44 protein-coding genes, 1 tRNA gene and 1 pseudogene are annotated in these 24588 nt (G+C 42.3%); 14 read left to right on the forward strand and 32 right to left on the reverse strand.

Translation table 11 applies throughout. The features are described 5' to 3' along the window. The first annotated feature begins 321 nt into the window (after positions 1-321). Both QMZ64_RS15590 and QMZ64_RS15595 read left to right on the forward strand, forming a co-directional pair. Positions 322-504 carry a type II toxin-antitoxin system HicA family toxin gene (locus QMZ64_RS15590; protein WP_301441428.1) on the forward strand — a complete coding sequence of 61 codons (183 nt, stop codon included), beginning with the start codon at positions 322-324 and terminating at the stop codon, positions 502-504. A gap of 48 nt (positions 505-552) precedes the next feature. Beyond that, positions 553-969, forward strand: coding sequence for a type II toxin-antitoxin system HicB family antitoxin (locus QMZ64_RS15595; RefSeq protein ID WP_301441429.1), 417 nt, complete (start codon positions 553-555; stop codon positions 967-969). A 333-nt stretch (positions 970-1302) separates the two neighbouring features. Here QMZ64_RS15595 and QMZ64_RS15600 read toward each other — a convergent pair whose 3' ends face one another. The 15 genes from QMZ64_RS15600 to QMZ64_RS15665 form a co-directional block, all read right to left on the reverse strand. After that, positions 1303-1845 carry a site-specific integrase gene (locus tag QMZ64_RS15600; protein ID WP_301441430.1) on the reverse strand — a complete coding sequence of 181 codons (543 nt, stop codon included), beginning with the start codon at positions 1843-1845 and terminating at the stop codon, positions 1303-1305. Further along, the gene (locus QMZ64_RS15605) at positions 1845-2285 is read right to left on the reverse strand and encodes an ArpU family phage packaging/lysis transcriptional regulator (protein ID WP_301441431.1); all 441 of its coding nucleotides are present in this window, start codon (positions 2283-2285) and stop codon (positions 1845-1847) included. The genes QMZ64_RS15600 and QMZ64_RS15605 overlap by 1 nt, the downstream gene beginning before the upstream one ends. Positions 2286-2301: 16 nt before the next feature. Beyond that, positions 2302-2430 carry a hypothetical protein gene (locus QMZ64_RS15610; RefSeq protein WP_301441432.1) on the reverse strand — a complete coding sequence of 43 codons (129 nt, stop codon included), beginning with the start codon at positions 2428-2430 and terminating at the stop codon, positions 2302-2304. Between the two features lie 155 nt (positions 2431-2585). Next, positions 2586-2780: a hypothetical protein gene (locus QMZ64_RS15615; RefSeq protein ID WP_277709806.1), complete on the reverse strand. Its 195-nt coding sequence runs from the start codon at positions 2778-2780 to the stop codon at positions 2586-2588. A 202-nt stretch (positions 2781-2982) separates the two neighbouring features. After that, positions 2983-3216: a hypothetical protein gene (locus tag QMZ64_RS15620; protein ID WP_301441433.1), complete on the reverse strand. Its 234-nt coding sequence runs from the start codon at positions 3214-3216 to the stop codon at positions 2983-2985. A 35-nt stretch (positions 3217-3251) separates the two neighbouring features. Then, the gene (locus QMZ64_RS15625) at positions 3252-3452 is read right to left on the reverse strand and encodes an XtrA/YqaO family protein (protein ID WP_301441434.1); all 201 of its coding nucleotides are present in this window, start codon (positions 3450-3452) and stop codon (positions 3252-3254) included. Positions 3453-3525: 73 nt separating this feature from the next. After that, entirely contained in the window at positions 3526-3675 is a 150-nt protein-coding gene (locus QMZ64_RS15630) for a BH0509 family protein (protein WP_301441435.1), read from the reverse strand. 302 nt (positions 3676-3977) lie between these two features. Then, complete coding sequence (locus QMZ64_RS15635; RefSeq protein ID WP_301441464.1) at positions 3978-4337, reverse strand: hypothetical protein; 360 nt, start codon at positions 4335-4337, stop codon at positions 3978-3980. Next, on the reverse strand, positions 4325-4483 hold the full coding sequence (locus tag QMZ64_RS23350) for a DUF6906 family protein (RefSeq protein ID WP_017475014.1): 159 nt from the start codon (positions 4481-4483) through the stop codon (positions 4325-4327). Before QMZ64_RS23350 ends, QMZ64_RS15635 begins: the two co-directional genes overlap by 13 nt. Continuing rightward, positions 4480-4638, reverse strand: coding sequence for a hypothetical protein (locus QMZ64_RS15640; RefSeq protein WP_301441436.1), 159 nt, complete (start codon positions 4636-4638; stop codon positions 4480-4482). Before QMZ64_RS15640 ends, QMZ64_RS23350 begins: the two co-directional genes overlap by 4 nt. Before the next feature lie 14 nt (positions 4639-4652). Further along, positions 4653-5486 carry an ATP-binding protein gene (locus QMZ64_RS15645; RefSeq protein ID WP_301441463.1) on the reverse strand — a complete coding sequence of 278 codons (834 nt, stop codon included), beginning with the start codon at positions 5484-5486 and terminating at the stop codon, positions 4653-4655. Beyond that, positions 5470-6342, reverse strand: a complete 873-nt coding sequence (locus QMZ64_RS15650) for a phage replisome organizer N-terminal domain-containing protein (RefSeq protein ID WP_301441437.1) — start codon at positions 6340-6342, stop codon at positions 5470-5472. The genes QMZ64_RS15645 and QMZ64_RS15650 overlap by 17 nt, the downstream gene beginning before the upstream one ends. Beyond that, positions 6335-6553 (reverse strand): hypothetical protein, encoded by a 219-nt coding sequence (locus QMZ64_RS15655; RefSeq protein WP_017475008.1) that lies wholly within the window; start codon positions 6551-6553, stop codon positions 6335-6337. Before QMZ64_RS15655 ends, QMZ64_RS15650 begins: the two co-directional genes overlap by 8 nt. Positions 6554-6647: 94 nt before the next feature. After that, on the reverse strand, positions 6648-6860 hold the full coding sequence (locus QMZ64_RS15660) for a hypothetical protein (protein ID WP_301441438.1): 213 nt from the start codon (positions 6858-6860) through the stop codon (positions 6648-6650). Then, a complete protein-coding gene (locus QMZ64_RS15665) occupies positions 6857-7438 on the reverse strand; it encodes a hypothetical protein (protein ID WP_301441439.1) in 582 nt (193 codons plus the stop codon). Before QMZ64_RS15665 ends, QMZ64_RS15660 begins: the two co-directional genes overlap by 4 nt. A gap of 56 nt (positions 7439-7494) precedes the next feature. Between QMZ64_RS15665 and QMZ64_RS15670 the strand changes: the two genes are divergently transcribed. Continuing rightward, positions 7495-7755: a hypothetical protein gene (locus QMZ64_RS15670; RefSeq protein WP_301441440.1), complete on the forward strand. Its 261-nt coding sequence runs from the start codon at positions 7495-7497 to the stop codon at positions 7753-7755. Between the two features lie 84 nt (positions 7756-7839). Here QMZ64_RS15670 and QMZ64_RS15675 read toward each other — a convergent pair whose 3' ends face one another. Together QMZ64_RS15675 and QMZ64_RS15680 are read right to left on the reverse strand one after the other, a co-directional pair. Further along, positions 7840-8079, reverse strand: coding sequence for a hypothetical protein (locus QMZ64_RS15675; RefSeq protein WP_301441441.1), 240 nt, complete (start codon positions 8077-8079; stop codon positions 7840-7842). Positions 8080-8125: 46 nt separating this feature from the next. Next, a complete protein-coding gene (locus tag QMZ64_RS15680) occupies positions 8126-8287 on the reverse strand; it encodes a hypothetical protein (RefSeq protein ID WP_301441442.1) in 162 nt (53 codons plus the stop codon). Positions 8288-8338: 51 nt separating this feature from the next. On the opposite strand from QMZ64_RS15680, the gene QMZ64_RS15685 reads away from it, so the two are divergent. Continuing rightward, positions 8339-8551: a hypothetical protein gene (locus tag QMZ64_RS15685; RefSeq protein WP_301441443.1), complete on the forward strand. Its 213-nt coding sequence runs from the start codon at positions 8339-8341 to the stop codon at positions 8549-8551. On the opposite strand, the gene QMZ64_RS15690 is transcribed toward QMZ64_RS15685, so the two are convergent. From QMZ64_RS15690 to QMZ64_RS15715, 6 genes are all read right to left on the reverse strand, one after another. Continuing rightward, positions 8548-8751: a hypothetical protein gene (locus tag QMZ64_RS15690; protein ID WP_017475041.1), complete on the reverse strand. Its 204-nt coding sequence runs from the start codon at positions 8749-8751 to the stop codon at positions 8548-8550. The two genes, QMZ64_RS15685 and QMZ64_RS15690, sit on opposite strands and share 4 nt — an antisense overlap. 4 nt (positions 8752-8755) lie before the next feature. Further along, on the reverse strand, positions 8756-9100 hold the full coding sequence (locus QMZ64_RS15695) for a hypothetical protein (protein ID WP_301441444.1): 345 nt from the start codon (positions 9098-9100) through the stop codon (positions 8756-8758). Between the two features lie 107 nt (positions 9101-9207). Continuing rightward, the gene (locus tag QMZ64_RS15700) at positions 9208-9597 is read right to left on the reverse strand and encodes a hypothetical protein (protein ID WP_301441445.1); all 390 of its coding nucleotides are present in this window, start codon (positions 9595-9597) and stop codon (positions 9208-9210) included. Positions 9598-9609: 12 nt separating this feature from the next. Then, the gene (locus tag QMZ64_RS15705; protein ID WP_301441446.1) at positions 9610-10311 is read right to left on the reverse strand and encodes a Rha family transcriptional regulator; all 702 of its coding nucleotides are present in this window, start codon (positions 10309-10311) and stop codon (positions 9610-9612) included. Positions 10312-10329: 18 nt separating this feature from the next. Further along, entirely contained in the window at positions 10330-10650 is a 321-nt protein-coding gene (locus tag QMZ64_RS15710; RefSeq protein WP_301441447.1) for a DUF771 domain-containing protein, read from the reverse strand. Beyond that, on the reverse strand, positions 10626-10883 hold the full coding sequence (locus QMZ64_RS15715) for a helix-turn-helix transcriptional regulator (RefSeq protein ID WP_301441448.1): 258 nt from the start codon (positions 10881-10883) through the stop codon (positions 10626-10628). Before QMZ64_RS15715 ends, QMZ64_RS15710 begins: the two co-directional genes overlap by 25 nt. Positions 10884-11083: 200 nt before the next feature. Here QMZ64_RS15715 and QMZ64_RS15720 point away from each other — a divergent pair. The 3 genes and pseudogenes from QMZ64_RS15720 to QMZ64_RS15730 all read left to right on the forward strand — a co-directional run. Then, a pseudogene (locus QMZ64_RS15720) lies at positions 11084-11296 on the forward strand (helix-turn-helix domain-containing protein); the annotation flags it as partial. Between the two features lie 117 nt (positions 11297-11413). Beyond that, a complete protein-coding gene (locus tag QMZ64_RS15725; RefSeq protein WP_301441450.1) occupies positions 11414-11866 on the forward strand; it encodes an ImmA/IrrE family metallo-endopeptidase in 453 nt (150 codons plus the stop codon). A gap of 16 nt (positions 11867-11882) precedes the next feature. Beyond that, positions 11883-12995: a tyrosine-type recombinase/integrase gene (locus tag QMZ64_RS15730; protein ID WP_301441451.1), complete on the forward strand. Its 1113-nt coding sequence runs from the start codon at positions 11883-11885 to the stop codon at positions 12993-12995. Positions 12996-13156: 161 nt separating this feature from the next. Here the strand turns inward: QMZ64_RS15730 and QMZ64_RS15735 are convergent. Together QMZ64_RS15735 and QMZ64_RS15740 are read right to left on the reverse strand one after the other, a co-directional pair. Continuing rightward, positions 13157-13232, reverse strand: a tRNA-Arg gene (locus tag QMZ64_RS15735). Positions 13233-13370: 138 nt separating this feature from the next. After that, complete coding sequence (locus QMZ64_RS15740; protein WP_243942024.1) at positions 13371-13505, reverse strand: NINE protein; 135 nt, start codon at positions 13503-13505, stop codon at positions 13371-13373. A 282-nt stretch (positions 13506-13787) separates the two neighbouring features. Between QMZ64_RS15740 and clpP the strand changes: the two genes are divergently transcribed. Continuing rightward, on the forward strand, positions 13788-14384 hold the full coding sequence (clpP, locus tag QMZ64_RS15745; protein ID WP_003185550.1) for an ATP-dependent Clp endopeptidase proteolytic subunit ClpP: 597 nt from the start codon (positions 13788-13790) through the stop codon (positions 14382-14384). Between the two features lie 74 nt (positions 14385-14458). On the opposite strand, the gene QMZ64_RS15750 is transcribed toward clpP, so the two are convergent. Beyond that, positions 14459-15034, reverse strand: coding sequence for an LOG family protein (locus tag QMZ64_RS15750; protein ID WP_165428176.1), 576 nt, complete (start codon positions 15032-15034; stop codon positions 14459-14461). Positions 15035-15144: 110 nt separating this feature from the next. Between QMZ64_RS15750 and QMZ64_RS15755 the strand changes: the two genes are divergently transcribed. Together QMZ64_RS15755 and QMZ64_RS15760 are read left to right on the forward strand one after the other, a co-directional pair. After that, entirely contained in the window at positions 15145-15480 is a 336-nt protein-coding gene (locus QMZ64_RS15755; RefSeq protein ID WP_243942020.1) for a MazG-like family protein, read from the forward strand. Next, positions 15467-16444 carry an HD domain-containing protein gene (locus QMZ64_RS15760; protein ID WP_265625555.1) on the forward strand — a complete coding sequence of 326 codons (978 nt, stop codon included), beginning with the start codon at positions 15467-15469 and terminating at the stop codon, positions 16442-16444. Before QMZ64_RS15755 ends, QMZ64_RS15760 begins: the two co-directional genes overlap by 14 nt. Positions 16445-16490: 46 nt before the next feature. Here the strand turns inward: QMZ64_RS15760 and QMZ64_RS15765 are convergent, their stop codons facing one another. Together QMZ64_RS15765 and QMZ64_RS15770 are read right to left on the reverse strand one after the other, a co-directional pair. Then, positions 16491-18110, reverse strand: coding sequence for a SulP family inorganic anion transporter (locus QMZ64_RS15765; protein ID WP_265625554.1), 1620 nt, complete (start codon positions 18108-18110; stop codon positions 16491-16493). Further along, positions 18111-18710 carry a beta-class carbonic anhydrase gene (locus QMZ64_RS15770; RefSeq protein WP_265625553.1) on the reverse strand — a complete coding sequence of 200 codons (600 nt, stop codon included), beginning with the start codon at positions 18708-18710 and terminating at the stop codon, positions 18111-18113. Between the two features lie 397 nt (positions 18711-19107). On the opposite strand from QMZ64_RS15770, the gene QMZ64_RS15775 reads away from it, so the two are divergent. Continuing rightward, on the forward strand, positions 19108-20079 hold the full coding sequence (locus QMZ64_RS15775; RefSeq protein ID WP_265625552.1) for a 2-hydroxyacid dehydrogenase: 972 nt from the start codon (positions 19108-19110) through the stop codon (positions 20077-20079). A 16-nt stretch (positions 20080-20095) separates the two neighbouring features. Here the strand turns inward: QMZ64_RS15775 and QMZ64_RS15780 are convergent, their stop codons facing one another. Further along, positions 20096-20695: a flavin reductase family protein gene (locus QMZ64_RS15780; protein ID WP_243942010.1), complete on the reverse strand. Its 600-nt coding sequence runs from the start codon at positions 20693-20695 to the stop codon at positions 20096-20098. 88 nt (positions 20696-20783) lie between these two features. Between QMZ64_RS15780 and QMZ64_RS15785 the strand changes: the two genes are divergently transcribed. From QMZ64_RS15785 to QMZ64_RS15795, 3 genes are all read left to right on the forward strand, one after another. Next, a complete protein-coding gene (locus tag QMZ64_RS15785; protein WP_265625551.1) occupies positions 20784-21479 on the forward strand; it encodes an ArsR/SmtB family transcription factor in 696 nt (231 codons plus the stop codon). A 248-nt stretch (positions 21480-21727) separates the two neighbouring features. After that, positions 21728-22183, forward strand: a complete 456-nt coding sequence (locus QMZ64_RS15790) for a ribonuclease (protein WP_265625550.1) — start codon at positions 21728-21730, stop codon at positions 22181-22183. Positions 22184-22187: 4 nt separating this feature from the next. Continuing rightward, complete coding sequence (locus QMZ64_RS15795) at positions 22188-22463, forward strand: barstar family protein (RefSeq protein WP_243942005.1); 276 nt, start codon at positions 22188-22190, stop codon at positions 22461-22463. Between the two features lie 66 nt (positions 22464-22529). Here QMZ64_RS15795 and QMZ64_RS15800 read toward each other — a convergent pair whose 3' ends face one another. The 3 genes from QMZ64_RS15800 to whiA are packed head-to-tail and all read right to left on the reverse strand — an operon-like array spanning position 22530 to position 24571. Next, positions 22530-23288, reverse strand: a complete 759-nt coding sequence (locus tag QMZ64_RS15800) for an arylamine N-acetyltransferase (RefSeq protein WP_301441452.1) — start codon at positions 23286-23288, stop codon at positions 22530-22532. A 45-nt stretch (positions 23289-23333) separates the two neighbouring features. After that, positions 23334-23603, reverse strand: a complete 270-nt coding sequence (locus tag QMZ64_RS15805) for an HPr family phosphocarrier protein (RefSeq protein WP_059230974.1) — start codon at positions 23601-23603, stop codon at positions 23334-23336. Between the two features lie 17 nt (positions 23604-23620). Beyond that, positions 23621-24571, reverse strand: a complete 951-nt coding sequence (whiA, locus tag QMZ64_RS15810; RefSeq protein ID WP_020453058.1) for a DNA-binding protein WhiA — start codon at positions 24569-24571, stop codon at positions 23621-23623. Positions 24572-24588 lie beyond the last annotated feature (17 nt).

Consider the following 24588-nt stretch of genomic DNA (forward strand, 5'->3'; position numbering starts at 1 on the left):
GAAAGCGTTTGGATATATTCTTTCTAAACCGGACCCACACTCAGAGGCTCTCATTGGCCGCCAATTGTTTTTTCTGAAATTCACTGGACCCGGTTTACAGAGAACATAAAACCAAGGGGTTTAAGACTGAACCCCCTGAAACGCTTGCTTTCATCCGGCTATCCGTGTGCACCCGAACGCCTTCCGTGGTCAGTAGCTACCCAAATAAAAAAGCACCCCGTAGGATGCCCATTGAAATAAATAAAAAATAACAAAAGATACTTGATACGTATTTTTATACGTGTTATAATAAGTATGTCGAAAGGAGATGGTAACCATCAAATGAATTCAAGAGAGCTAATCAAGAAAATTGAGCAAGATGGTTGGTACCAAGTAAGGGTAAAAGGTAGTCATTATCAGTTTAAACATCCAACAAAACCCGGAACGGTTACCATCCCACATCCTAAGAAAGACTTTCCAAAGAAAACAGTAAAATCAATCCTTAAACAGGCGGGGCTTGAATAGCCCTGCTTGTAAAGGAACTATCATAAAAATATAAAGGGGTTATATATTATGAAAAAAGATCGTTACATTTATCCAGCCCTTTTCGATTACGACGATGACGGAATCACAGTGACTTTTCCTGATCTGCCTGGCTGCATCACTTTTGGTGATACGGATGAAGAAGCTCTAACAATGGCTAAAGAAGCTATGGCACTCCATCTATATGGCCTTGAACAAGATGGTGATGAAATTCCTCAGCCCACATCTTCAAAAGATATCGAAACAGAAGATAGCCAAAGCATCGTATTAATCGAAACATGGATGCCGCCTTTCCGTCATGAAATGGAGAATGCGGCAGTTAAGAAAACATTAACTATCCCGCGCTGGATGGACGACATTGCAAAAGAGCATAAAATTAATTATTCGCATCTTCTTCAAGATGCTATTAAAGAACACCTTGGTATTTACAAAAACCCTAGATCATAAGACAAAAGAGCAGCCAGCCGGTTGCTCTTTTTTTAATTTCACTTTCGTTGTTTTTGACCTATTACCATATTAACCGATCTAAAACAAAACAGAGTGCCAACGTTGTGCCATAATTGTGCCAAAATCATTTTGCTGTCAATCGAATTTTTTTATTTATCCACATTATCCACGAATTAGCCATATCTTATATTGTGTCCAACTCACAGAAACGCTGAACCCTTTGCTCTGCAATGTTTTAAGCCATTTCTTCAAAATGAGTCGGACACTTTCTCATTATGGTTAGTTCGTTAAAATAGGCAGAAAAAAACTCATCCGTTTTGAAGACAGATGAGCCTATAAGCTGAATGAATCCATCGTTTGATCCATTGTGTCTTGAGTAATCCCGATATATCGAAGCGTGACGTCAGGGCTGGAATGGTTGAATATCTCTTGCAGCAGAGCCACATCTTTGAATTTTTTATAGTGCCAATAACCGAACGTTTTCCTCATGGTGTGGGTACCGATCCCATCAAGTCCGACGTATTCCGCCGCCTCTTTCAACATGTTGTATGCCGTGCTTCTGCTGATTGGTTTGTTAAGCCCTTCTCGGCTCTTAAACAAAAATTCCTGGTCATCCTTGTCTTTAATGTAATTAGCCAGGGCCTTTTTTAGGGCCTTATTTATTTTGATTCGTTTCTGCTTGCCGGTTTTCTTCTCGCGTAAATCGATGTACATTCGTTTGGCGTCGCGGACTCTTAAACGAAGTAAATCGGATATACGCAAGCCTGAGTTTATGCCGGTAACGAAAAGCAGATAGTTTCTTTCACTCCGTTCTCTCAGGAATTTCTTTATATAATAAATCTGGTCCATATCCCGGATAGGCTGCACAAAATTCATTATGAAGCACTTCCCTTCACATACACTTCTTCTTTCAATGCAAAAGCCAGGTTGTAAAAAGCGCGCGACTTAATTCTGAAGTATGTGCGCGGGCTTAACCCAATTTCGTTGTAAACCTCATAATCAAAACGGTTATCTTGGGACATATATCGCATGATGATGATTTGCCGTTCATTGACAGGCAAACGGTTCACAGCCTTTTGCACTTTTGCAAGAAAGGCATTTCGTTTCTGTTCCATTTCAATTCTTTTGATGGCCGTATCCTCGGTAGATGAATGAAATGCGTTTGTATTTGACGATGGAACGATGTTAAAACCCGCTGTTATCTTCGGCAGCAGATCATCTGGCACTTGCAGAAGAACCACCCTGTAATTATCCAATATGGCTTCAACCTTCTTTTTGGTTGCTTCTCTATCGATTTCGGGTAATTGAAATAACATTGGTTAATTCCTCCTTTTATTTGCGCTTATAAGCGCCGCCTTTGCCTCGTTTAAGAATCTGCTTGTTTTGCCCCATAATCTCTCTCCAAAAGCGCTCAGAGCGTTCCTGCACTTTTTCAGGGCGTTTTCTTTTGATAGGTTTCATGTCTATTGCTCCTTTCGCTAGACCGCAGCCGATACAAATAAAAAAAACAGACACCAAACAAACAGCGTAAAAGCTGTAAGTTCAGTGTCCGCAGGTATTCCATTTAGGACATTATTCTATTTCCGTCCGCCAGGCGCCCATCGCGCCTACAAATTTTAATTTGCAAGCATCGGCAAGATCACAATAACAAAGAACAGAACGGCAACCCCAAGTATCGGCAGCAGAGAAGATTGTTTCTGAGCATAGGCCACGTTGCCCTTAATCGCCAGCCCTTCAGTTCGCTCTATGATCGATTTCACGTAATCCGGGTGAAGTTCGTACTTCTCAGCCAGCTCGTCAATGGTCATCATGTTATCCCGCTGAGCCTTGATTGTATGGAGTAATGAAGATTGTAAGAGTGTCATTCTTTCATCGCCTCTTCTATTTTTTTAAAATCATCCGAATCTATCGCAACATCTTGGATTCCACAGAAAGGGCAAAAAATTTCGGACGGACAATCAGCTTCCGCCGTCTTGCATAGGGCGCACGGGTTCGAAAAAACATTCGGGTCATTCATCCCTTCTCACCCCCCGTCTGTTCCCAATGGATGACAACTTCATTTGAATAAATCCGTAAGAAATCCCCTGAATCAAAGCGGACCTCAAAACCGCCCTCGTTATGTGAAAAAACATTCCGATTATCTACAATATTTGTGACAGTCGCCATCTTGGTGAAGCCTGGCGGCTTATATTTTTGACCAAGCATATAAGTTTCAGAATTAAAGGTGATTGACTTTGCTTTAAACATTACGTTCCTCCCCCGCAGGGGAACGCCCCTGCAAATTAATTGAATTTGTGTGATGATTCAAGATTAATTCTGGAAAAAGCACCTTTAAACGTTTCGATGATCGTTCTGCCGTGTTCCGGTGCCTGTGCTTCATAAGCCTTTCCGTTCAAGCCATCTAAAACAATGACAGTGACCTTCCCGTCTTGAATTTTGCTTGATAAATCTTGATTGACGTTGATCTCTTTAGGACTGTTCACCAGCCGCACCCCCGTGTTAAAATAAAAGTGGCTAGTTTTTAATTTCCGGGGCTTTTAATAGCTCTGGTTTTTTTTATGCAAAGATTTCATCCGTCTGCCTGAGCATAGCCAGGTTATAAAGCTTTTTAATTTCCTCATCACTCTTCTGTTTAAGCGATTCCTTTCCGTACCTTTCAATCAAATTGATCCATTCGATTTTTTCCAAACGTTCTTGTTCTGTCATGCAGATTTCACCTCTTTAAAAGATTTTTCATCGCAGCATTTTTCAAATGCTTGGGACAAGATTCAAACCTGATAATGACTAAAAGCTGCTGTAAGGATGCTTTTTCAAACGATAATCTTGAACCGCCTTTTTTCTTGTTCAGATGCTTCCTCACCTAAAAGCCCCCCATTTCGCGGCTGAATCATTCCCTTGTTCCCCTGATCAATGACGAGGAATAATAATTCTTCTATTTCTCTTTTAAAGAATTTTGCGATTTTGATAATGGACTGCCCCCGATTCCACAAATCTCTAAACCTATAAAGCTATTGGTCATACCAAATAAAATTATTTTCAAGGAACGGGATATAAACAGGACTTTCACAGAATAGCTGTCTTACTCCGTTCTTTTTCGTTTTCATCATTTGCGGACTAATCCATATTCTCAGATTCGCGCCTATACCGTAAGGCCTGTGAGGGAGTATCCTTCTTTTGGCAAGGTCCACAATCAGAATCAAAAGCTCGTCCGGGTTTCTTTTCAGAAGATCGGCAGCGTCATATAATGACTTGCCGTCGTACCAGTAATCTATCACTTTACAAAGCTGGACATATGACCATTCATAATTCAAGTTATCAAGTGCAATTTCTAAACAATCAGCGTGGGCAGCCATTTTCATGCCCAACATTCCCGCACGGTCCCGGTGTGACGGTGAACAATGATTAGTCTTTGTTCATGCTGTAAATTCTTTGATATAAGCCAGTTCTCAGGGTTTAAACCGTTCTTTTTGATGATTTGCTTTTGCGCGCGCGTTGGTCGCTTACCGTGTTTCATATGCTTTCCCTCCGTATGTTTGACCAATAGGCCAGCCAATTTTCTAGTTTTTGTTCAATTTCCTTTAATCCTTGCTTGAGTTCCTCCGGTGTTTTATCGGTTGCCACATGCCCCCACACGCCCGGCATGATCGTTTTCAAGTTAGTATCCTTCACTTTATTTTCATCTCCTAAAAGGTTAGAGCAGGAGCTTTCCGCCCCTTTTTCTCTTTTTGTTTTTCTAAAAACTGAATCGCTTCAAGATGTGCTGTCAAACGGCTAACGGTTTTCTTGTCATAGAGTTTGGTTAAAGCCACACCTGAAAGATTGGTCGTGATGATCGTTACTTTTCCTTGACGGCCAGTAGAAACCCCATACCATACACGATGAATAAAATCATTTGCGGCTCTGTTTTCGTTGTCTGTGTCCCCTACTTCAGCGCCCAGGTCATCGATGACGAGATAATCAACCCTTGTCAGCAGCTCGATTGCAAAAGCCTCTGTCAACTTTTCGGAGTCATCTTTAAATGAGTTTTTAATTCGCCTCATGAGAGCATCACTGTTAACAAAGAGGGATGACTTCGCGTACTCTTCGACATCATTTTTGTTCAGTTCTTTGAGCGCGGCCATTGCAAGATGACTTTTTCCGGCGTTAGACTCTCCTGTCAAAAAGATGTTCATCACAGCGCCTGCCTTGATTTGGCTGACAAATTCCATCATCCTGCGTTTATTCTGCTCGTCCTCTTGGTTGTAGCTGCGGAACGTTTCGAACGTTGCTTTTTTAAGAGTAGGATCGGCAATAAGGGAATAAGTCGATAGAATCTGCCGTTCTACCTGGCGGCGCCATATCTCGGCTTCACGCTCGATTTCCTTATTACGTTGTTCTCTTTCGCACATAGGACATTTTATTGAGCCGTCTCGGAGTTTCATCAGTTGGACCTGATAAGGCTTTTCTTCTCCTCCAATGAGCCTTGTATGCTTGTTGCAATAGACAGGCTTTCCATTCTCATCAGTATGGAATGTCATCCTCCGTGATAACTCGGCCTTGACTCTTGCCGCCCGATCTTTGGTGAATGTTTCTGCCATGAGTTCTACCTCCTTTTGGCTTTTGGTTAAGATAATTTTCAAATTTAGTGCCAAACAGCGTTTCAGGCCTTAAATACTTGTCCAGATCAGTGCCGCGCCATTCTTCGCATTTGACTAGAATGACATGTTTGAAATCATCAAATCTAAAACCTTCGTTCCATCGTGCCTTTATTAAGGTCTTGGTTTTTGGTGTAGTATGACGGTACTTTGTTCCAGCGACTTTGTTTAAAAGGTCGATGATCAGTTTGTAAGGAATTTCATCTTTTTCAGAAGATGCCTCGTCGGGCTTGCCCGACAATATATTATTTTCTTTATCTATATCTTTATCTAATTCTTTATCTATATCTGCACCGTCACGTGACGTCACGCTAACGTCACTCTTTTTTTGGGGAGAAGAAAGCTGCAATTGCTTTTTTCTTTCTCTGTATCTCTTGTTTCGTTCGGCGTTGAGTTTTCGAACTCGGTCCATGCCTTCGACATTTTGATGCTTTTCCCAATTTGAAATATTAATGAAATTATGTTCATCTATCTCAATCATGCCGAACTGTTGAAACGTCTGTAATGCCATTCTTACGATCGGCAACGGCCGATTAAAAATTGTTGCCAGCATTTCGTCTGTATACGGGATATTTTTGCTTAGGTAGATGTATCCTGACGCATTGGTTTTCCCAGCCTGAGCCAGCAGCTTGACCCATATAATTAGAATGGTGTCGGCTTCCGGCATCTGTTCAATCAGTTTGATTTTTTCGTCTTCAAACATTTGCGTACTCAGCTTGATCCACTTGACCTCAGCCATTTACTTTCAGTCCTTCCGACTTGGTCAAAGGCCAAACTGATCTTTTCCCGTTCACGATCACAGAGCCGAGAGCATTGTTTTTACATTCATCTTTAATGATCGCGCCTCCCTGCTGTTTTAGCTTGCCCAAAGCCTGATTGTGCGTTTGGACAGATTCACTGATGACGGCATGAATTTGATTATGTAGCCATACATAGCTGACTAAAAACATGCTTGCTCCTCCTTTTTCGGTATAATGTCCCTATCAAATAATAGAAGGTGAAAGAATATGAAACTGATTGTGTCCACTAAGAAGATTTTCAAATTCAATTTAGATACATTCGGATACTTAGAGAGTTGCCTTCCGCTGCCAGGAAAAGTTCTGAAGGCTCGAAACCAAAATTTTCAATAAAATCAGATGTTAACTCTTTAATGTACTCATCAATATCTTTTAGTCGTGTATCTTTTATGATCAGTTTTATACAAACTTGATTTTCAACCTCTGTGGCCGCAGGGGTTGAGTTATTTTGTTTGGTCATTGTACATGTTCCTTTCTAATTGGATTCTGTTTTCTTTTCAAAAAGAAAATCCTGTTAAAATCAGACCCGTATTTCTTTTTAAAACCCTGTGCACCTTTTTGACCCATCTCATATCGAGAAAAAACAGGTGTAGTTGCAGCTATATATGGATCCCAACCAAGTTTATTTACACGACTTGTTAGTGTTTTATACCTGATGCCATTCTTTTCAGCTAACCTGACAAGATCTTCTGAGAATTTGCGGGGCTTGGTTCTCGGTGAGAGTTTACACATTATTTTTATATGTTCATTTCGATCTATTTTTGGTGTCGTAGCTGCTTTTTCTTTAGTCCAACCACGTCCTAACCTTTGGCGAAACACGGCTCTTGAGACACCATTTTCTTCAGCAAGCTTTCCCCATTCATCCCAGATCACTGAAAATTTATCCCGGTCTTGGAACTGAACCGGTTCGGTTAATGCTCTTTGCTTATCCCAACCTTGCCTCCGTATTCTCCAGATGAGTGTATCCTTACATATGCCGTTTGCCTCGGCTTGTGCAAATTCTTCCGGCGTAATGTAGAAGTCATAAGGGTTGAACATTTTCGCTCCTCCTTTTTGGTATAATGTCCCTATCAAGATAATAGGAGGTGAAAAGAATGGTAGTTGTTGCAAAAACTCTTGATGATTTCTCACATATCGTTAGGAATCATGGTCTAAATGGAATCGAGCCAGTTCACATTTATTATTCATGCGATTATGAAGACATTGCTTTTAATCAAAGGGTTGAACCAGGTCGTACATATAAGTACTCCCTTGCCCTTTTTTCACCTATTCAAAAAGTTTTCCATAATGGAACGTTTGACATACAATCAGCAGGTGAAGTTGGTCAAACTATAAGTGATTCCGCAATTATTTGAAACATTAGAGCTAATGGATGGAAACCTAATTACCTCGAATTACATGGGTTTAGTTTAGTGATTTTTTAGCGTCCTTTAGGGCGCTTATTTATTCAGCAGAATGCTATTGATCTCTTGTTTAACAAGTTTTTTAGCATACTCAGCAATTACTTGTTCGTTTTTTGGCTGATAAATAAATTGATCTAAACAATGTAGTAAGTCTCCATATGTCTGACAAAATGTTTTGAGTTGTCTAATGAGGTCTTTTGCTGTATTCTCCAAAGCCTCTTCATATTCAACTGATTTGATTTTTACTTTTTGCATTTCCAATCTAAAAGGCTTCATTTTCTTTCTCCTCCCATGGGTGTCCAGTTTTACCGGCTTCCTTTAATTATTGAAGCGACAGAATTAATGCAGTAAGAGACAGAATGACACAAATACTACTGACTATAATTCCAATTAAATGAAATCTTCTGCTATCCATATGATCACCCCGAACCTTTTCAACCTCTGTTGCCGCAGGGGTTGATTTATTTTCGTTTTGGTTGCTCATTTGTTTCTCTCCTCTTTGGTATAATGTCCCTGTAGGATAGGGGGTGAAAATATGAATCTAGATGATAAAAATATTCATGATTTTGCTATTGCTGTTGTAAACTCAACCTCTGTAGAAGGAGACTCCACAGAATCCATCGTACAGAAGAAATTAGAGTTATACGTTGAGGCGATACGTCAAGCAACTGCTTTAACAGTTAAAGTTGACAAAGCTGAAAACAAAAAATATGAGCAGTACTACGAATCTGGAAAATTTAGAATTTAATCTTCTCTTTCAAGGAGCGCAAGGACAATTCTCGCCACATAGTAGATTTGTTCTGTGCTCCATCCCTCTTTTTCTGCCCAGTCCAGAAACTTCGAACAACTACCTAATGAACGTTTCATGTGTCGGCTATGGATTAATTCTTGATTTTTTTTACTTTCGATGTATGCATCTTCTATGGATTTCTCAATTTGTTTTTCCATTCCATTACCTCCCATGGGTATTCTTTTGAGTAATCTCGTACCCTGCTTTGATTTCTTCAAGCGGGGTGTTTTTTATATAGTCCTCTGAAAAAAGATTCTCATGAAATGCTGAATAGAACTTCATCGGCTTTTCAAACTCTTTAATCCCTGCTTTTTTCATCCATTCAAGTTTGTCTTGAGAAATGCCGTCTTTCATTTCTTGTTTAAAAGGAACAGCATTGTCGTGATAAAACTTTTTAACTAGCGCTGGAATTCTTTCTAACTCTTTTAATGTAAAGCCGTGTTTTTCACACTCTTTGCAAATCAGGGTTACTAAGTTGTTTAAAGCTGACTCTCTTTCATTGTTCATTTTATTTACCTCCTAAATTTGTGTTTTCACAAAGGCTTGATAAATCTTCATAAAACGCTCCGCCTCGCTTAGAGCAAGCCATTCTCTTGTTTTGATCTTCATTTTTCTCACCTCCTGCTTTCAAGCTCATCAATATCCGTTTGTACGCGAAGAGCCTCTTCGAGAAGCCCGATTGCCTGCGAAAGTTTTCTTCCTGGGCTGTTTTCTTCTTTGTTGTATACTAATAGTTGCAGATCAAGTACCAGGTCGCCTTTAAGCGTGAATTGAAGGATTTTATTGTTTGACCAATATTGTTCAAAAACTACGTTGCCTTCTTCATCTATCCCAGAAACAAAACCTATATCTTCAAGCTTTTCACCTTTTAAAAAGTCGCTTGGTGTAGTTTTATCTGTCACTATAGTTCTAATTAGTGATTCATTTTGAACAGCTTCTAAATAAAATTCCACTTCTTCGAGTAGTTTGTCTTGCTTTTCCAACAGCTGATCTATTTTTTTCATCTTTTATTCCTCCTACACAGATTGACTTCCGTTAAAAATCGGTCTCCATCCTTCAATGAAGCTCATCGCTTCTTCAAAGTCTTTTTGCAGAATGTTCGGATAGGCATTGACTCTGTACGCATCTTTTAGGTTCTTCCATAATGCTGCATAAACTCTTCTGGTCGTTTCATAGAATGTTTTGTCGACCTTATTTTCATTCCAGAGCTTATGAACACGTTTGTTCACTGCATTCCTCATAGCTTGCTGCTGAGAGTAATCGAGTGTCAATTTTTTATCGAGATCATGACGAAGTTGCTTTATGTCTTCTTTCATCCCGTCAACCTCTTCGTTTAGCTGGATGGTTAGTTTCATATTGGCAATGATGCTCTCTTTTGCGTTCATCGCTTTTGGTTGCTGCTGTTTCTGGATGTATTCTTTCATCCTCTTAAATTCTTGAATGAATTTTATTTTGGTTTGAACAGCTTCTTTCGTGTTGTAACCGAACACAACTAGTGTGAATGCTTCTTCGGTTAGGTCGTATTTTGGATATTGTTTACCACGTACTTCATAATTTGACGGCGCAAAATTGCGCTGTGAAAACTCTTCACCTGCATAGTCCATTTGAATACGGATATCTCTCAAAACGTCTTTATGCTGTTTATCAAACGTTTCAGCGATTATCAAACTGTCTGTGACAGCAATATTTTCTTTATTGAAAACTAATTGGTTTTCCATTGGTAAGACCTCCAATTTTCACTTGTTAAAAATGTCAGCAAAATGCTTTTCTAAGAAGTCAGCCATCTTCGTTGCTTGAAAGCTCCATGTTTGCCCTTTGGATTTTGGGTAAAAAACAAACCCGCCTTTTTCAGTATCAAGCATTCTGCGGAAGCGACTTGGATATAAGATATTCTCTTTTATCCACTCGCTCTTTTTTGCTGTCTTCTCTTCCAAGTCTTTCATGCTCCAATAGACGCCTTTTAGTTCATTTGCTTTTAATTCTTCTAGTTCCACTTTATGAACCAGTACCATGTTTTCCGGAACAGGAATGCTCAAGCTAACATTGAGTTGTTGCATCTCATCTCATCCTTTCTATTGCTCGAATGCTTGTTTTCATCGTTTTCAAAAAGATACTCAATGTCACACTGAGGAAAGAAATGACGTTTGATTTTCAGTGCTTCATTAAAATAAAATCGATATTTTCCATTTACCTTGTCATTAACAGTCGCATAACGAACACCTAAAAATTTCGCAATGTCCACCATTGTAATACCGTTTCTAGCCATTTCTGCTCGCAAATTTCTATGCATTATTAATTATCACCTCTCAATGAACGAAAATGCGTCCGTGTTTAATCTCAATATAGACTCATTTTCGTTCATTGTCAACATTTTTTTAAACAAATGAACGAATTTTCGTTCTGATAATATTTACATACGAATTTCCGTATAGTATTATTAATTCACAAAACGATTTTTCGTCTTTATTTGTAAGAAGGAGTGGAAAGAAGTTGGATAAAAGAACAGAAATCTTAGAACGTTTAATAAGTGAAACGGGATTAAGCAAAAAAGCTTTTGCTGAAAAGATAGGAATACCTCCAACAACATTGCGCTCAATGCTCTCAAGAGGAATTGGAAATGCAACAGTTGATAATGTCATTAAAGTTTGTAGAGGGCTTGGGATTACAACGGATCAGTTAGAAAAGATGGCTAATGGCGAAGAAGAGATAACTACAATTGCTGCTCACCATGATGGCGAAGACTGGACAGAAGAAGAACTTCAAACAATAGAAACATTTAAAGCCTATGTAAGATCAATTAGAAAAAAGGAGAAGTGATTAATGTACGAGGCTCTTTTAAATCAATGCACTAAAGAAAACATTTTAGTACAAGAAAGAGATATAGAAATAAAAGGGGGGATTAAGGGCCTCTATGCAGAAAATGTGATATGGATTAACAAAAGGATAGAAAGTATAGCTGAAAAAAGCTGTATCTTGGCTGAAGAACTAGGACACCACTATACCTCCTTCGGAGATATATTGGATCAAAAAGACATGTGGAAAAGAAAGCAAGAGGTGAAGGCTCGAGAATGGGCTTATGAACGGCTTGTTCCCTTAAATAAAATAGTGCAAGCACAAAGAGAAGGAATAACTAACCAGTTTGAACTTGCTGAATATCTTGGGGTTACAGAGGATTTTCTGCAAAAAGCTCTTGATCGTTATAAAGAGAAGTATGGAATTTACACCTTCGTTAATGGACACCGCTTATTTTTTGACCCCCTTCGTGTTGGATAAGAGGAGAGAGGAATTAATGGCAAGTTTCCAAAAGAGAGGAAAGACATGGCAATATTGTGTGAGTGCAAAACCGAAACCAATCCGTAAAGGCGGATTTAAAACAAAAAAAGAAGCGATGATAGCAGCCGCCGAAGTTGAGGCAAAATTAAACAAAGGCGTCGCTCCCATAGAAAGGAAAAATATCCTATTCCATGAATACTTTAAAAGCTGGGTGGATGTTTATAAGGGTGATATTGAAGACATAACTCTTAAAAGTTACAACACTACGTATAAAACAATTGCGGAGAATTTCCCTGGAAAGTATATTCATGAAATAAGCAAACGTGAATATCAAAAATTTTTAAATGATTTTGGATCAAAACATGCTAAACAAACCGTTCGAAAGCTTAACACACATATAAGAGCCTGTGTACAAGAAGCGATTGAAGAGGGAATTATTCAAATTGACTTTACTAGAAGAGCTAAAATAGTCAGCAAAGTAGAATCAAAACGACCCGAAGAGAAACATCTAGATTATTCAGAGAGTCAATTGCTTCTAAATGAGCTCTATGTTCGAAAGGAGCGATCTATTGGGTATTACTTGCTTATCCTAGCTCTTACATCAGGAATGCGATTTGCCGAATTGGTCGGTTTAACTAAAAACGATTTCGATTTTGAATCGAATGAAATCACAATCAACAAAACATGGGACTATAAAACGGGAAAAGGATTTACTTCTACAAAAAACGATCCTTCAAACAGAGTAATTAAAATGGATTCTAAAACAATGAGTCTGTTCGAAAGTTTGTTTGAAAGAATACCTGATAACGAGCATGGCCTTATTTTCATTAGTCCCAATAACCCAAGGAAAGTTCTTACAAACGAATTCGTTAACAGAATATTAAGAAAAACATTGAATGACTTAAAGATTGAACCTGTAACGATTCATGGTTTAAGGCACACTCATGCCAGCATACTTCTTTACAAAAAAATATCCATATATTATGTGTCGGAACGGTTAGGACATGCTAATATTGATACGACCCTTAAATATTATGCACATGTAGTGAAAGAACTTCGAGAAGAAGATACACAAAACACACTCAAATTGTTTGAACAAATGCCGTCTCTTGAAAAAGCGACCGCGTAAAAAAATGTGCAAAATTTGTGCAAAAAAAAATAAAATAATAACGTTTTTTATCGCTTTCTTAGGTTTCTGATAAGTCCGCTAAAATAAAGAAAAACCCTTATGCTACAAGGGTTTTCAACTCGTTTATAATTTATTAATCTAAACCTATCTAATGCTTATAACGCGCTCGGAGGGATTCGAACCCCCGGCAGACGTGGTACCGGAAACCACCGCTCTATCCAACTGAGCTACGAGCGCACAATATGATTTTTTAACGTCAGCAATTCATATTATAAGGGCTGTTCTTTAAAAAGTCAATCATAATCTCTGCTCGCAACATAATACTCGATTTCTTTATTTACTTCGTCCGTTGTTTTGACAAGGCAGATCATGCCGTCAATAAAAGGCCAAATGAATCATGACATCCAGCCAGAGAAGCAGCATGGCTACAGCGCAGCCTTTTCTCTCGTCCAGATAAAATCTGTGAGCGGCAACACCTCCGAAAAACCACCATAAAAGAAATACGATCATCTTAGCTTTGGTTTCTTCTTATTTTGGAGCTCTGAACGCTCTTGTCAGCGTTCACATATAATTCCTTTTTTTCTATAAAATAAATGGAAGATCAATGGACTTAGACGCCAATTTTCTATACTTTGCTCTATAAAGTTGATATTTTGTTTGAATGTCCTTTAAAATGGGAAAAATAAACCCCAGTATGTCTTTTTAATGAAGGCGGCTTTTTGTTTGACCTTTATTGACCAAAAATGTATGATTAAACTACATACTTACCTTTTAAGGTGAAGGAGGAGCATTATGAATTTAATACCTACAGTCATTGAACAGACGAACCGCGGGGAAAGAGCGTATGACATTTACTCACGCTTGTTGAAAGACCGTATCATTATGCTGGGATCAGCAATCGATGACAATGTTGCGAACTCCATCGTATCTCAGCTTCTATTCCTTGAAGCCGAAGATCCAGAAAAAGATATCAGCATCTATATTAACAGCCCTGGCGGCTCCATCACAGCCGGTATGGCGATTTATGACACCATGCAGTTCATTAAACCGCAAGTCTCTACGATTTGTACGGGAATGGCGGCATCTATGGGTGCGTTCCTTCTCGCAGCCGGCGAGAAAGGGAAGCGCTACGCTCTTCCAAACAGTGAAGTCATGATCCATCAGCCGCTTGGCGGAGCGCAGGGGCAGGCGACAGAAATTGAAATCGCCGCGAAGCGCATTCTTTCATTGCGCGACAAACTGAACAAAATTCTTGCAGAGCGCACTGGACAGCCGCTTGAAGTGATCGAGCGCGATACAGACCGCGACAACTTCAAAACGGCTGAAGAAGCAAAAGAATACGGCCTGATTGATAAAGTGCTCACACGCAATATCGACGCACAGAAGTAAACAGCAAAAAAGCTGCCGATGATTCGGCAGCTTTTTTTATGTTGCCCTACCCTCCGCTCATTATGTAAGAGGTTCTATAAATCCTTCCACTTTTTCTCGAGGACAGGGTAGCGATAATCATTCATGTTCCCGATCAATTCCGCGGGACTCGCCGAAGCATGAATCAGCTGAAGGTGTGATTCGTTCGAAAAGCCTTCTTGAACGCTGTATTCGAGCATTTTAAGAAGGGGGTCAAAATAGCCGTTCACATTGTAAAGTCCGATCGGCTTTTGATGAATGCCGATCTGCGCCCAGCAAAGCACTTCAAACAGCTCTTCAAACGTACCGAAGCCTCCGGGCATCGCGACAAAGCCATCAGCTAATTCACTCATTTTCGCTTTGCGCTCATGCATGCCGCTCACTTCGATCAGCTCTGTCAGCTGCTGATGAACGATTTCCCCTGTAAAAAGTCCTTTCGGCATAACGCCGACAACTTCCCCGCCGTTTTCCAATACAGTATCCGCAATCACGCCCATCAATCCCATTCTCGATCCTCCGTAAACTAGGCGAAGCCCCTTCTCCGCAATATAAACGCCGAGCTCTGCAGCTTTCTTCTTGTACGCCGGGTCCGCCCCCATATTTGATCCTGAATATACGCATACCGTTTTCACTCTCGCTCACTCCAACTCCATATATTGATAAAAACAATTAACATTGTACTATATATTGTTCGTTCCGTGTGCGATAATATAATTGAATTTCTAAATAGGAGTGTAGACTTATGACAATCACAGACGCGGAGCAATGGACAAAGACATTTTACCGGAAAAGGGGATGGAGCGAATACGGACCTTTCATCCGGATGGGATTTTTAATGGAAGAGGCTGGTGAACTGGCGAGAGCGGTCAGGGCATACGAAATCGGAAGGGACCGTCCTGATGAAGTCAAACGGCCGGCTGCTGAACTAAAAAAAGAACTGATCGAAGAAATGGGCGATGTGATGGGGAATTTGATTATGCTTGCCGGTATATACGATGTTTCATTGGAAGACATGATGGATGCCCACCGCCGCAAACTGACGAAAAGATTTGCAGGAGAGCATCATGAAGATCAATGACCGCCTTTACGGAGAGGCAGATTTGGAGCCTGTGCTGACAGACCTCATTCATTCAAAAGCCGTTCAGCGTCTGAATGGAATTCATCAAGGCGGAGCATGCTTTCTCGTCAATCCCGTATGGAACATCAGCCGCTGCGAACACAGCATCGGGGTTATGCTTTTGATCCGCAGGCTTGGCGGAAGCCTTGAAGAACAAATTGCAGGATTGCTTCACGATGTTTCCCATACGGCATTTTCCCATGTGGCTGATGATGTATTTAACATGGAAAACGAAGATTACCATGAACAGATGTTTCGGCAATGGGTCAAGCAATCTGACATCCCCGGGATTTTGGATACATACGGATTCAAAGATGAAGACATCTTATACGATGAAAAAAAATGGACGCTGCTGGAGCAGCCGGCTCCTTCATTATGCGCGGATCGCATCGATTACACGCTTCGCGACTCTTTAGCCTATGGATTTGGCGATCAAGAAGAGATTGGACGATTTTTAGAAACGGGACTGACCGTTGTTGAAGGCGAAATCTGCTGCACTTCGGCGGAGCATGCCGAATGGTTTACCCGCCTTTACTATCAAGAGGTGATTGACTTCTTTATGAATCCCCTCAATGTATATGCGCTCTGTACGCTCAGCCAAATGCTGAAAAAGGCGCTTGACATGCGTATCATCACGGGACGCGATTTTTTCAAAACCGACACGGAACTGCTTGCGATGCTAAAGCAAAAAGCGCGCTTCCGGGAAACGCTTGAAAAGCTCAGCACTGCTAGCCAGCGCGTTAAACAAGGAGACGAAGGCGATTTTACTTTTCATCAAACATTAAAGGTAAGATGGATCGATCCAAAAGTCGCCGTTAACGGAAGAAAAGTCCCCGCTTCCACACTTTCAAAAGACGTCCTTTTGATGAAAGAAACGGCAATAGCTGCAATGAAAAAAGGCACATATGTAAAAGCCGCCGAATAAAAGCAACCGCCTGCTTCGGTCGGCCGGAACAGGCGGTTTTCTTTGGTTATGTCACGTCAAATATTTGTTCAGGCCTGTCGACAAAATGCTTTTTGCCGATTTTATGAAACAGCCCTGTTTTATGAAGAAGCTCACGCGGCTGCTGCTGCAGCCCGACAATCATCACTTTGCCGTTTTGCTGGTGGACACGGTTGACGATCGTCATCAAGCTGCCTTCTGCGGAAGAATCCATGTAGTCTACTTTGTTCATAAGCAGGATGAGGAGTTTTGGCGGGTGGCCTTTGTCCAAAATTGAATCCTCCAATGAATTCGATGAGCCGAAAAACAACGGGCCTTCAACAGAATAGATGCTGACAGAGCGGTGGAATATCTTTTCTTCCGCTGCAGCAGCCGACTGGACGATCGATTCAGACACATCCTTTTTAATACGGAACGATTTGCTCATTCTGGCGATAAAGGTGATGATCGCCAGCAGGATACCGGCCGCCACCCCAAAGACAAGGTCCTGCCAAACCGTTAAAAGAAATGTGACGACAAGCACAGCAGAATCAGAATTCTTAATTTTCAAAATGTTCGCGAACTCTTTCCGCTCACTCATATTCCAAGCGACCACCATTAAAATCGGCGACATGCTTGCAAGCGGGATAAGGGAAGCGTATGGCGCAAACAAAAGCAGGACCAATAAAACAAACACGCCGTGCACGATACCTGAAATTGGAGAAGCAGCACCCGTTTTAATATTGGTCGCCGTACGGGCAATCGCACCTGTCGCCGGAATTCCACCGAACAGCGGTGCGGCAATGTTCGCAATCCCTTGGCCGACAAGCTCTTTATTGCTGTCATGCCTTGTTCCCTTCATATTGTCTGCCACCATCGCGGAAAGCAGCGATTCGATTCCGCCGAGCATCGCAATCGCAAGAGCGGGAGGCAGCAGGTAAATGATTTTTTCCAATGACAATTCAGGAAATTGAAAGCTCGGTAAGCTGCGCGGAATTTCTCCGTAAGCTGAGCCGATCGTCACCACCTGTTCAGGAAACAGCATCGTGGCCATGACCGTCGATACAAGCAAGCCTGCAAGCGCCCCCGGCACTTTCGGAAGAATCTTCGGCGTAAACAGCACACAAAAGAGCGATACAACAGCCGTCAAAATGCTGTAAAAGCTGAGCGTATTCAAGTTGATGACAACCTCTCGCATATTCATATAAAAACTCTCATGCTTCTCAACATTTCTCAAGCCTAAAAACTTGGCGATTTCTCCGGTGAAAATAATTACCGCGATGCCGGCCGTAAATCCGATGATCACCGGCCGCGGAATAAACTTGATAATCTTGCCGAGTTTTAGCAGCCCTAATATGACGAGAATCACTCCGGCCATAAAACCGGCAATCAGCAGATTCTCAAATCCGTATTGGAGCCCAATAGCGAACAGGATCGGAACAAAGGCGCCTGTCGGCCCGCCAATCTGGTATTTCGACCCGCCGAGAAGCGAAATCAAAATACCGGCGACAATCACTGTGTAAAGACCGTGTTCCGGTTTCACTCCCGAGGCTATAGCAAAAGCCATGCCAAGCGGAATTGCAACGACTCCAACGACCATTCCTGCTACAATATCTTTTTGAAACCGCTTAAGGCTGTATCCTTCAAATCTGCCTGAAAAACGTAACATTTAACCTATCCTCCCCATTTCCGACAGCGAAACGTCTTCACGTAAATAACCATCTTCCACAACATCCAAACAGCCGGTCTTTGGATCAATCACTAATCCGTGCACCGGGACGTCTGAAGGCATCAGCGGATGATTCCGGACCATGTTCACGCTGTGGCTGACGCTGTCTTCAACGCTGTCAAAGCCCGTCATCCATGTGTCCAAATCGATGCCTGAATGCTGCAGGAGTTCGAGGCAGCCATCCTCAACACCCCGCTGTTTGGCCTTTTGAAGGATAGATGAAGCGTTCAGGCTTGCCATACCGCACTCATGGTGGCCGATCACGCAGACTTCTTCAGCCTGCAGCTCATAGACAGCCACAAGAATGCTGCGCATGACGCTTCCAAAAGGGTGAGAAACAACGGCTCCCGCATTCTTAATGATTTTTGCGTCTCCATTTCTTAACCCCATTGCATGATGGAGCAGTTCCAATAAACGTGTGTCCATACATGTCAAAATCACAAGTTTTTTCTCCGGAAATTTTGTCGTTTCATAAAACTCGTACCTCTTTTCCTCTACAAAAGACTGATTTTGCTTCAAAATGGAAGTTAAAATCGCCATTTCTCTCTCACTCCTTTTCACAGTCATATGACCTTGATATTGTTACAGCCGAATTATAGCACATGGATTTCCGATTTGGATTCAAATCAAAAAATTCGCTAAAAATGTACTGAATATTTTAAAAAGTCTAACTTTATATCTTTCTAAAATAATAAAATCTACACTGTTCTTCACCTATATAAATAGAACTAGAAGAAAAACGGACCATCTAATATTTGGATTTATAGTTATAAAAATGCATTAAAATAAATTAAAAAACTGAAATAAGTATCTATGATTTTCTAAACAACAATAATTGAGCTGATAGTCCTGCGTTTATTCGGAACAGTCTTTGATTTTTATAGAAGCCGCTTTTCCTCTATAATAGAAGCAGATGATACGCGGAAGGAGAATGCAGATGAAACCGTTTGTATATGTCACAAAACCGGTCCCAAAAGAAATCGAAGAGATGCTCGCCGAACACTGCACATATGAAATTTGGACTTCGCGCGAGCGTATTCCCAGATCAACCCTGCTCGAAAAAATCAAGGAAGCAGACGGTCTTTTGACCTCGGGGACAAAAATCGACCGTGAATTATTATGCAATGCGCCGAAGCTGAAAATCGTCAGCAACAATTCCGTCGGCTATGACAACTTTGACATTGAAGCAATGAAAGAAAAATCGGTTATCGGCACTCACACGCCATACATTCTTGACGGCACAGTCGCAGACCTCGCTTTCGGTCTGATTCTTTCCTCAGCGCGGCGAATCGCCGAGCTCGACCGCTACGTCCGCGATGGAAAATGGACCAAATCAGAGGATGATGAAAGCTTGTTCGGATGCGATGTCCATCACCGGACGCTTGGCATTATCGGAATGGGACGAATCGGCGAACACATCGCCAAACGGGCGGCCTTTGGTTTTGATATGGAAGTGCTCTATTACAGCCGCAGCCGCAAACCCGACACAGAGAAAAAAACCGGCGCGGTTTATACGGGCTTTCACGAACTGTTGGAACGCTCGGACTTCATTGTTCTGGTCACACCGCTCACAGATGAGACATACCGCCTTATTGGCGAAGCTGAATTCAAAAAAATGAAACCGTCGTCCATTTTCATCAACATCTCCCGCGGCAAAACCGTTGACGAACAAGCGTTGATTCAAGCGCTGAAAAAAGGATGGATTAAAGGAGCCGGACTTGATGTATTTGAAAAGGAGCCGATTGAAAAAGACAATCCGCTCCTAACCCTTTCCAATGTGACCCTCGTTCCCCACATTGGATCATCCACTCTTGTCACACACGTCAACATGCTGAAAAGTGCCGTCCAAAACCTGATTGACGGTCTTCAGGGCAGACAGCCAAAATATATAGTCAAAGAACTGAGATGACGCGCATTCTTTACATTCAGGCGCGGAATGTTTTGCCGAGCTCGCGCCCTAAACCAAAATAGTGTCTGAAAAGATAAATTAAAGGCCCCCATTTTTGAGGATCGATGTGATGTTCCCCTTTTATAATCGCTTCATGTGCGTGCACATGAAGCACTTTTGTTTCAATGACGGCAAAATACGGGGAATGTTCCGGAATGCGGATATTGACGGCTTCCGCTTCAATTTGAAGCGGACAATCGGCGACTCGGTCAGGTTTCACCGCCTGGGAATCCGCTGCCGTAAATCCGCCGGCTGCGAATTTTTCTTTAAGGTATGTAAAGCCGAGCCGCTTTTTTTCTTCCGGAACACATTGTTTGCCGGTATAGGGAGCGAGCCGTTCTACATTGCTCCATAAAGATGAATCCGGCACATTGATGACGCATCCGGCTTGCCTCTCTAAATTTTCCAATGCTTTGCCGCCGGTGCCGACGCCGAGTACGATCGAATCCCCAAGCGCCCAAGAAGAGGAAAGCGGGCTGAGATTCGTGGAACCGTCTTCGTTCAGCGTGCTGAGCAAAATGACGGGTGTTCCGTAGTATAAAATGCTTGGCTCTATAATTTTGCTGTTTTGATGTATATGCGTCTCCTCCTTTTATGCTTTTATTGTAATCCTTCAATATTTCAATTAACATCGAAGTATCGATTACATTTTAGGAGGAAGTGTCATGAACGTGAATCCGAATATCGCCGAGGTCGCCAAGCTTGTCACCGATCCGTCACGGGCCGCGATTTTAACCGCATTGCTTGATGACCGGTTTTATACGGCTACCGAGCTGGCCGGGTATGCGGGAATCAAACAGCAGACAGCAAGCTTTCACCTTTCCAAACTGCTTGACGCCGAAATGCTGACATGCCGGAAGCAAGGACGGCACCGCTATTACCGGCTCAAAGATGGCAAGGTTGCACAATCGCTGGAAACTTTGCTCAACATAGCACCCCCTGCTGAAATTCGCTCTTTCCGGCAGTCAGCCGAAGATCGGGCGGTCAGAAAAGCGCGCACATGCTATGATCACCTGGCTGGATCGCTCGGCGTCACACTTGCGGAGCGGCTCGTGGAGATGGGCGTGTTGAAAGAAGAAGAGACGGCTTATACAGTGACTGAAGCAGGAGAATTATTTTTGAAGGAGCTTGGCATCGATGTTGGGGAAGTCAAAAAGAAACGGCGCTCTTTTTGCCATAAATGCCTGGATTGGAGTGAAAGGCGGCATCACATTGCCGGCGCCCTGGGTTCCGCACTGCTCGACGCTTTCATCCGCATGGGCTGGATTGAGCGGCGCCCGCGCACACGGGCCGTTGCGGTCACGCCTGCGGGCGCAAAGGAACTTTACCGCCTATTTCACATTTCCATTGAAAAGAACTGATGAAAAACAGTCGGTTTTTTTCTTCCTAACATTGCGGGAGTCAAATAGGAAACCGCGGCGATCCGTTCCCGTCCCCGAGTTTCATGGAAAATTTACAATACTATAATGATTTCTGAGCATGTTATGAGGTACAATTCAATATGATTACAGACGGAATATAGAAATGAGGAAATGCGGCTGTTCAATCCCATAAAGGCACATTCTTCATGTTTATGCTATAAAGTCTAAAGACAGGGAGGACTTTATCCGTGAAAAAAATATTATCCACACTTGCGCTTGGCATTGTTCTCGCGCTGGGCTTTCTGGCGGGGAACCTTTTCACAAGCTCAGCTGAAGGGCCGCATGCAGAAAAAGGCGGCACTGTTCAGTCAAATGAAGTCATCAATACATTTGAAGGTGTTGCCGACTATATTGTGAAATACGGCAGGCTGCCTGACAACTTCATCACAAAAGCCGAGGCGTCAAAATTAGGCTGGGACCCGCAAAAAGGCAATCTGGTAGAAGTAGCGCCTGGTAAAAGCATCGGGGGCGATATCTTTCAAAACAGAGAAAAGCTGCTTCCAGATACGTCCGGACGCGTATGGAGAGAAGCCGACATCAACTATACATCGGGATTCCGGGGGTCAGACCGGATCGTCTATTCCAACGACAGACTGGTTTATAAAACAACTGACCACTATAAAACGTTTACGAGAATGAGATGATCATATGAAACAAGTCATTTTAAACGGAGACAAGATCACGAATGTATCAGATCTTCACCAAGCATTAAAAGAACAGCTGGAGCTTCCGGACTACTATGGCGAAAATCTCGACGCGCTATGGGATTGTCTGACCGGCTGGGTCAGCATGCCTTTGCTGATCGAGTGGAAGAATGTCGAAAAAAGCCGGATTTACTTGGGTGATCAAGCCGAAGCATATTTGCAGCTTTTTCGCGAAGCCGAAGAAACACTGGACGGCTTTCAGCTGAAAACAGAAGGATAAATCAGAAAACGAGCGGGCGCTGCAGACAGGCGTCCGCTTATTTTAATTGATGCCCGCAGCGGTTCTTCAGTCAAAAAATGCTTGAATGAAAATGGTCTGGAAATCTCCGGCGTTCACATCTTCTTTCGTCAAACCGCTCCCGGTTTGCTTTGTGAAGTGATCCTTCGACAAAATTAACTTTCCGTCCTTTGTCAGCTTGGAAGCGAGCGGGTTTTTATTAAAGGGAGACGCTTCCTCATCGAAAACCGCATCCCGCACGCACGTAAGCACTGCTTCATCGATTGGCGTCAGCGAAAATGCGTAGCCGATCTGCCATCCCTCTCCCTTATCCATTTCAAGAAGGTAATCTCCTTTATCTGTCTTTGTTTTCCTGATACGGTAAGCTCCTGTTTTTGAGGTGATAGGTTCACCTGAGAACGGAACGGGTGCAAGCGGCAGGTTGATGCCGAATCCGGTATCAAGCAAATAGGTTTCATCGCTTTCCCGCAAAATAACGGCGACATGCGTTCCCGTCAGCGCCCACGTCTGTTCTTTTGTATTAAAAACCGTCCCGCGTACCATGTGAACGGAAAAGCCGAGCTCTGTCAGCACATGGTAAAGAAAGGCGTTCAAATCATAGCATAAACCGCCCCTTTTATTGTTCAGCAAGACTTTCGTCAACCCTGTTTTCGTCATCGAAATCCGTTCGTTTCTTAAAACCGCGCCATTTTCAAAAGGAAACTGTAAAGCCAGCAGCGATAAAAACTTGGGCAAGTCAGCAAATGTCACCTGCTGACCGGGCTTATATCCGATCCTTTTAAACAGCGAATCAAGCATCGTCGTCATCGGTTATTCTCCTTCCGCTTTGAATCGATGAGAAAAAGCCAAACCTCATAAAGGTTTAGCTTGTTTCTCTTGAACATATGCAGTCAATGCAGCAAGAGCATCTTGTTCATCGGATCCGTCAGCGATCAGCGTGACTTCCGATCCGGTGCTGACAGCCAAGCTCATCAGCCCCATGATGCTTTTGGCATTCACTTTTTTATCTCCCTTTTCCAGAAAAATATCTGATTGAAAACGGTTGGCTTCTTGAACAAACAATGCTGCCGGGCGCGCTTGAAGTCCCGTTTTCAAAAGAATTTCCACTTTTTGTTGAACCATTCGATCTCCCCCATTCCCTATTTTAAAGAGACAGATTGTCCTGAACGCAGCTGCTCAGCTATTTCATCCAGTTTCCTAAGCCGGTGATTGATGCCCGATTTGCTGATTTTTCCGCTCGACACCATTTCCCCGAGTTCCTTTAAGGTTACTTCCTGATAATCAATGCGGAGCTGGGCGATTTCCCTCAGCTTTTCCGGTAGCGCATCAAGCCCGATTCTTTCGTCGATCAGCTTAATGTTTTCCACCTGCCGCAGAGAAGCGCCGATCGTTTTGTTTAGATTGGCCGTCTCGCAATTGACGAGCCGGTTGACCGAGTTTCTCATATCGCGAACGATCCGGACGTCTTCAAAGCGGAGCAGCGAATTATGCGCGCCGATCACATTCAAAAACTCGGTGATTTTTTCAGCTTCCTTCAGATACGTGATGTACCCTTTTTTCCGCTCAAGCGTTTTGCTGTTTAAATGAAACTGATTCATGAGCCTGCACAATGAGTCATTATGCTCTTTGTACAGCGAAAAAATTTCGAGGTGGTAAGAAGATGTCTCGGGATTATTGACAGAACCCCCGGCTAAAAAAGCCCCTCTCATATAAGAACGTTTGCAGCATCGTTTTTTGACTAAGTCTTCCGAGATGTTTCTGGCAATGACAAAGTTGTCTCCGAGTATTTTCAAGTCCTCGAGAATCAGCTTGGCATTTTCGATCAGGCGTACGATGTAGACATTGTTCTTTTTCAGTCTCATTTTCTTTCGAACGAGCAGTTCAACGGAAACATCGTATTGTTTCTTCAGCAATGTGTAAATTCTTCTGGCGATGGCCGCGTTCTCGGTCTGGACGTCGAGAACCACTTTTCGGTTTGAGAAAGACAATGAACCGTTCATCCGAATGAGGGCAGAGAGCTCTGCTTTCGCGCAGCAATCCTTTACTTCAAGGTTTGTAAGTTCTTTTTTCGTTTCCGATGCAAATGACATATTATAGACACCCCCAT

It is taken from the genome of Bacillus sp. LB7 (assembly GCF_030449715.1).
GTDB classification, from domain to species: domain Bacteria; phylum Bacillota; class Bacilli; order Bacillales; family Bacillaceae; genus Bacillus; species Bacillus paralicheniformis.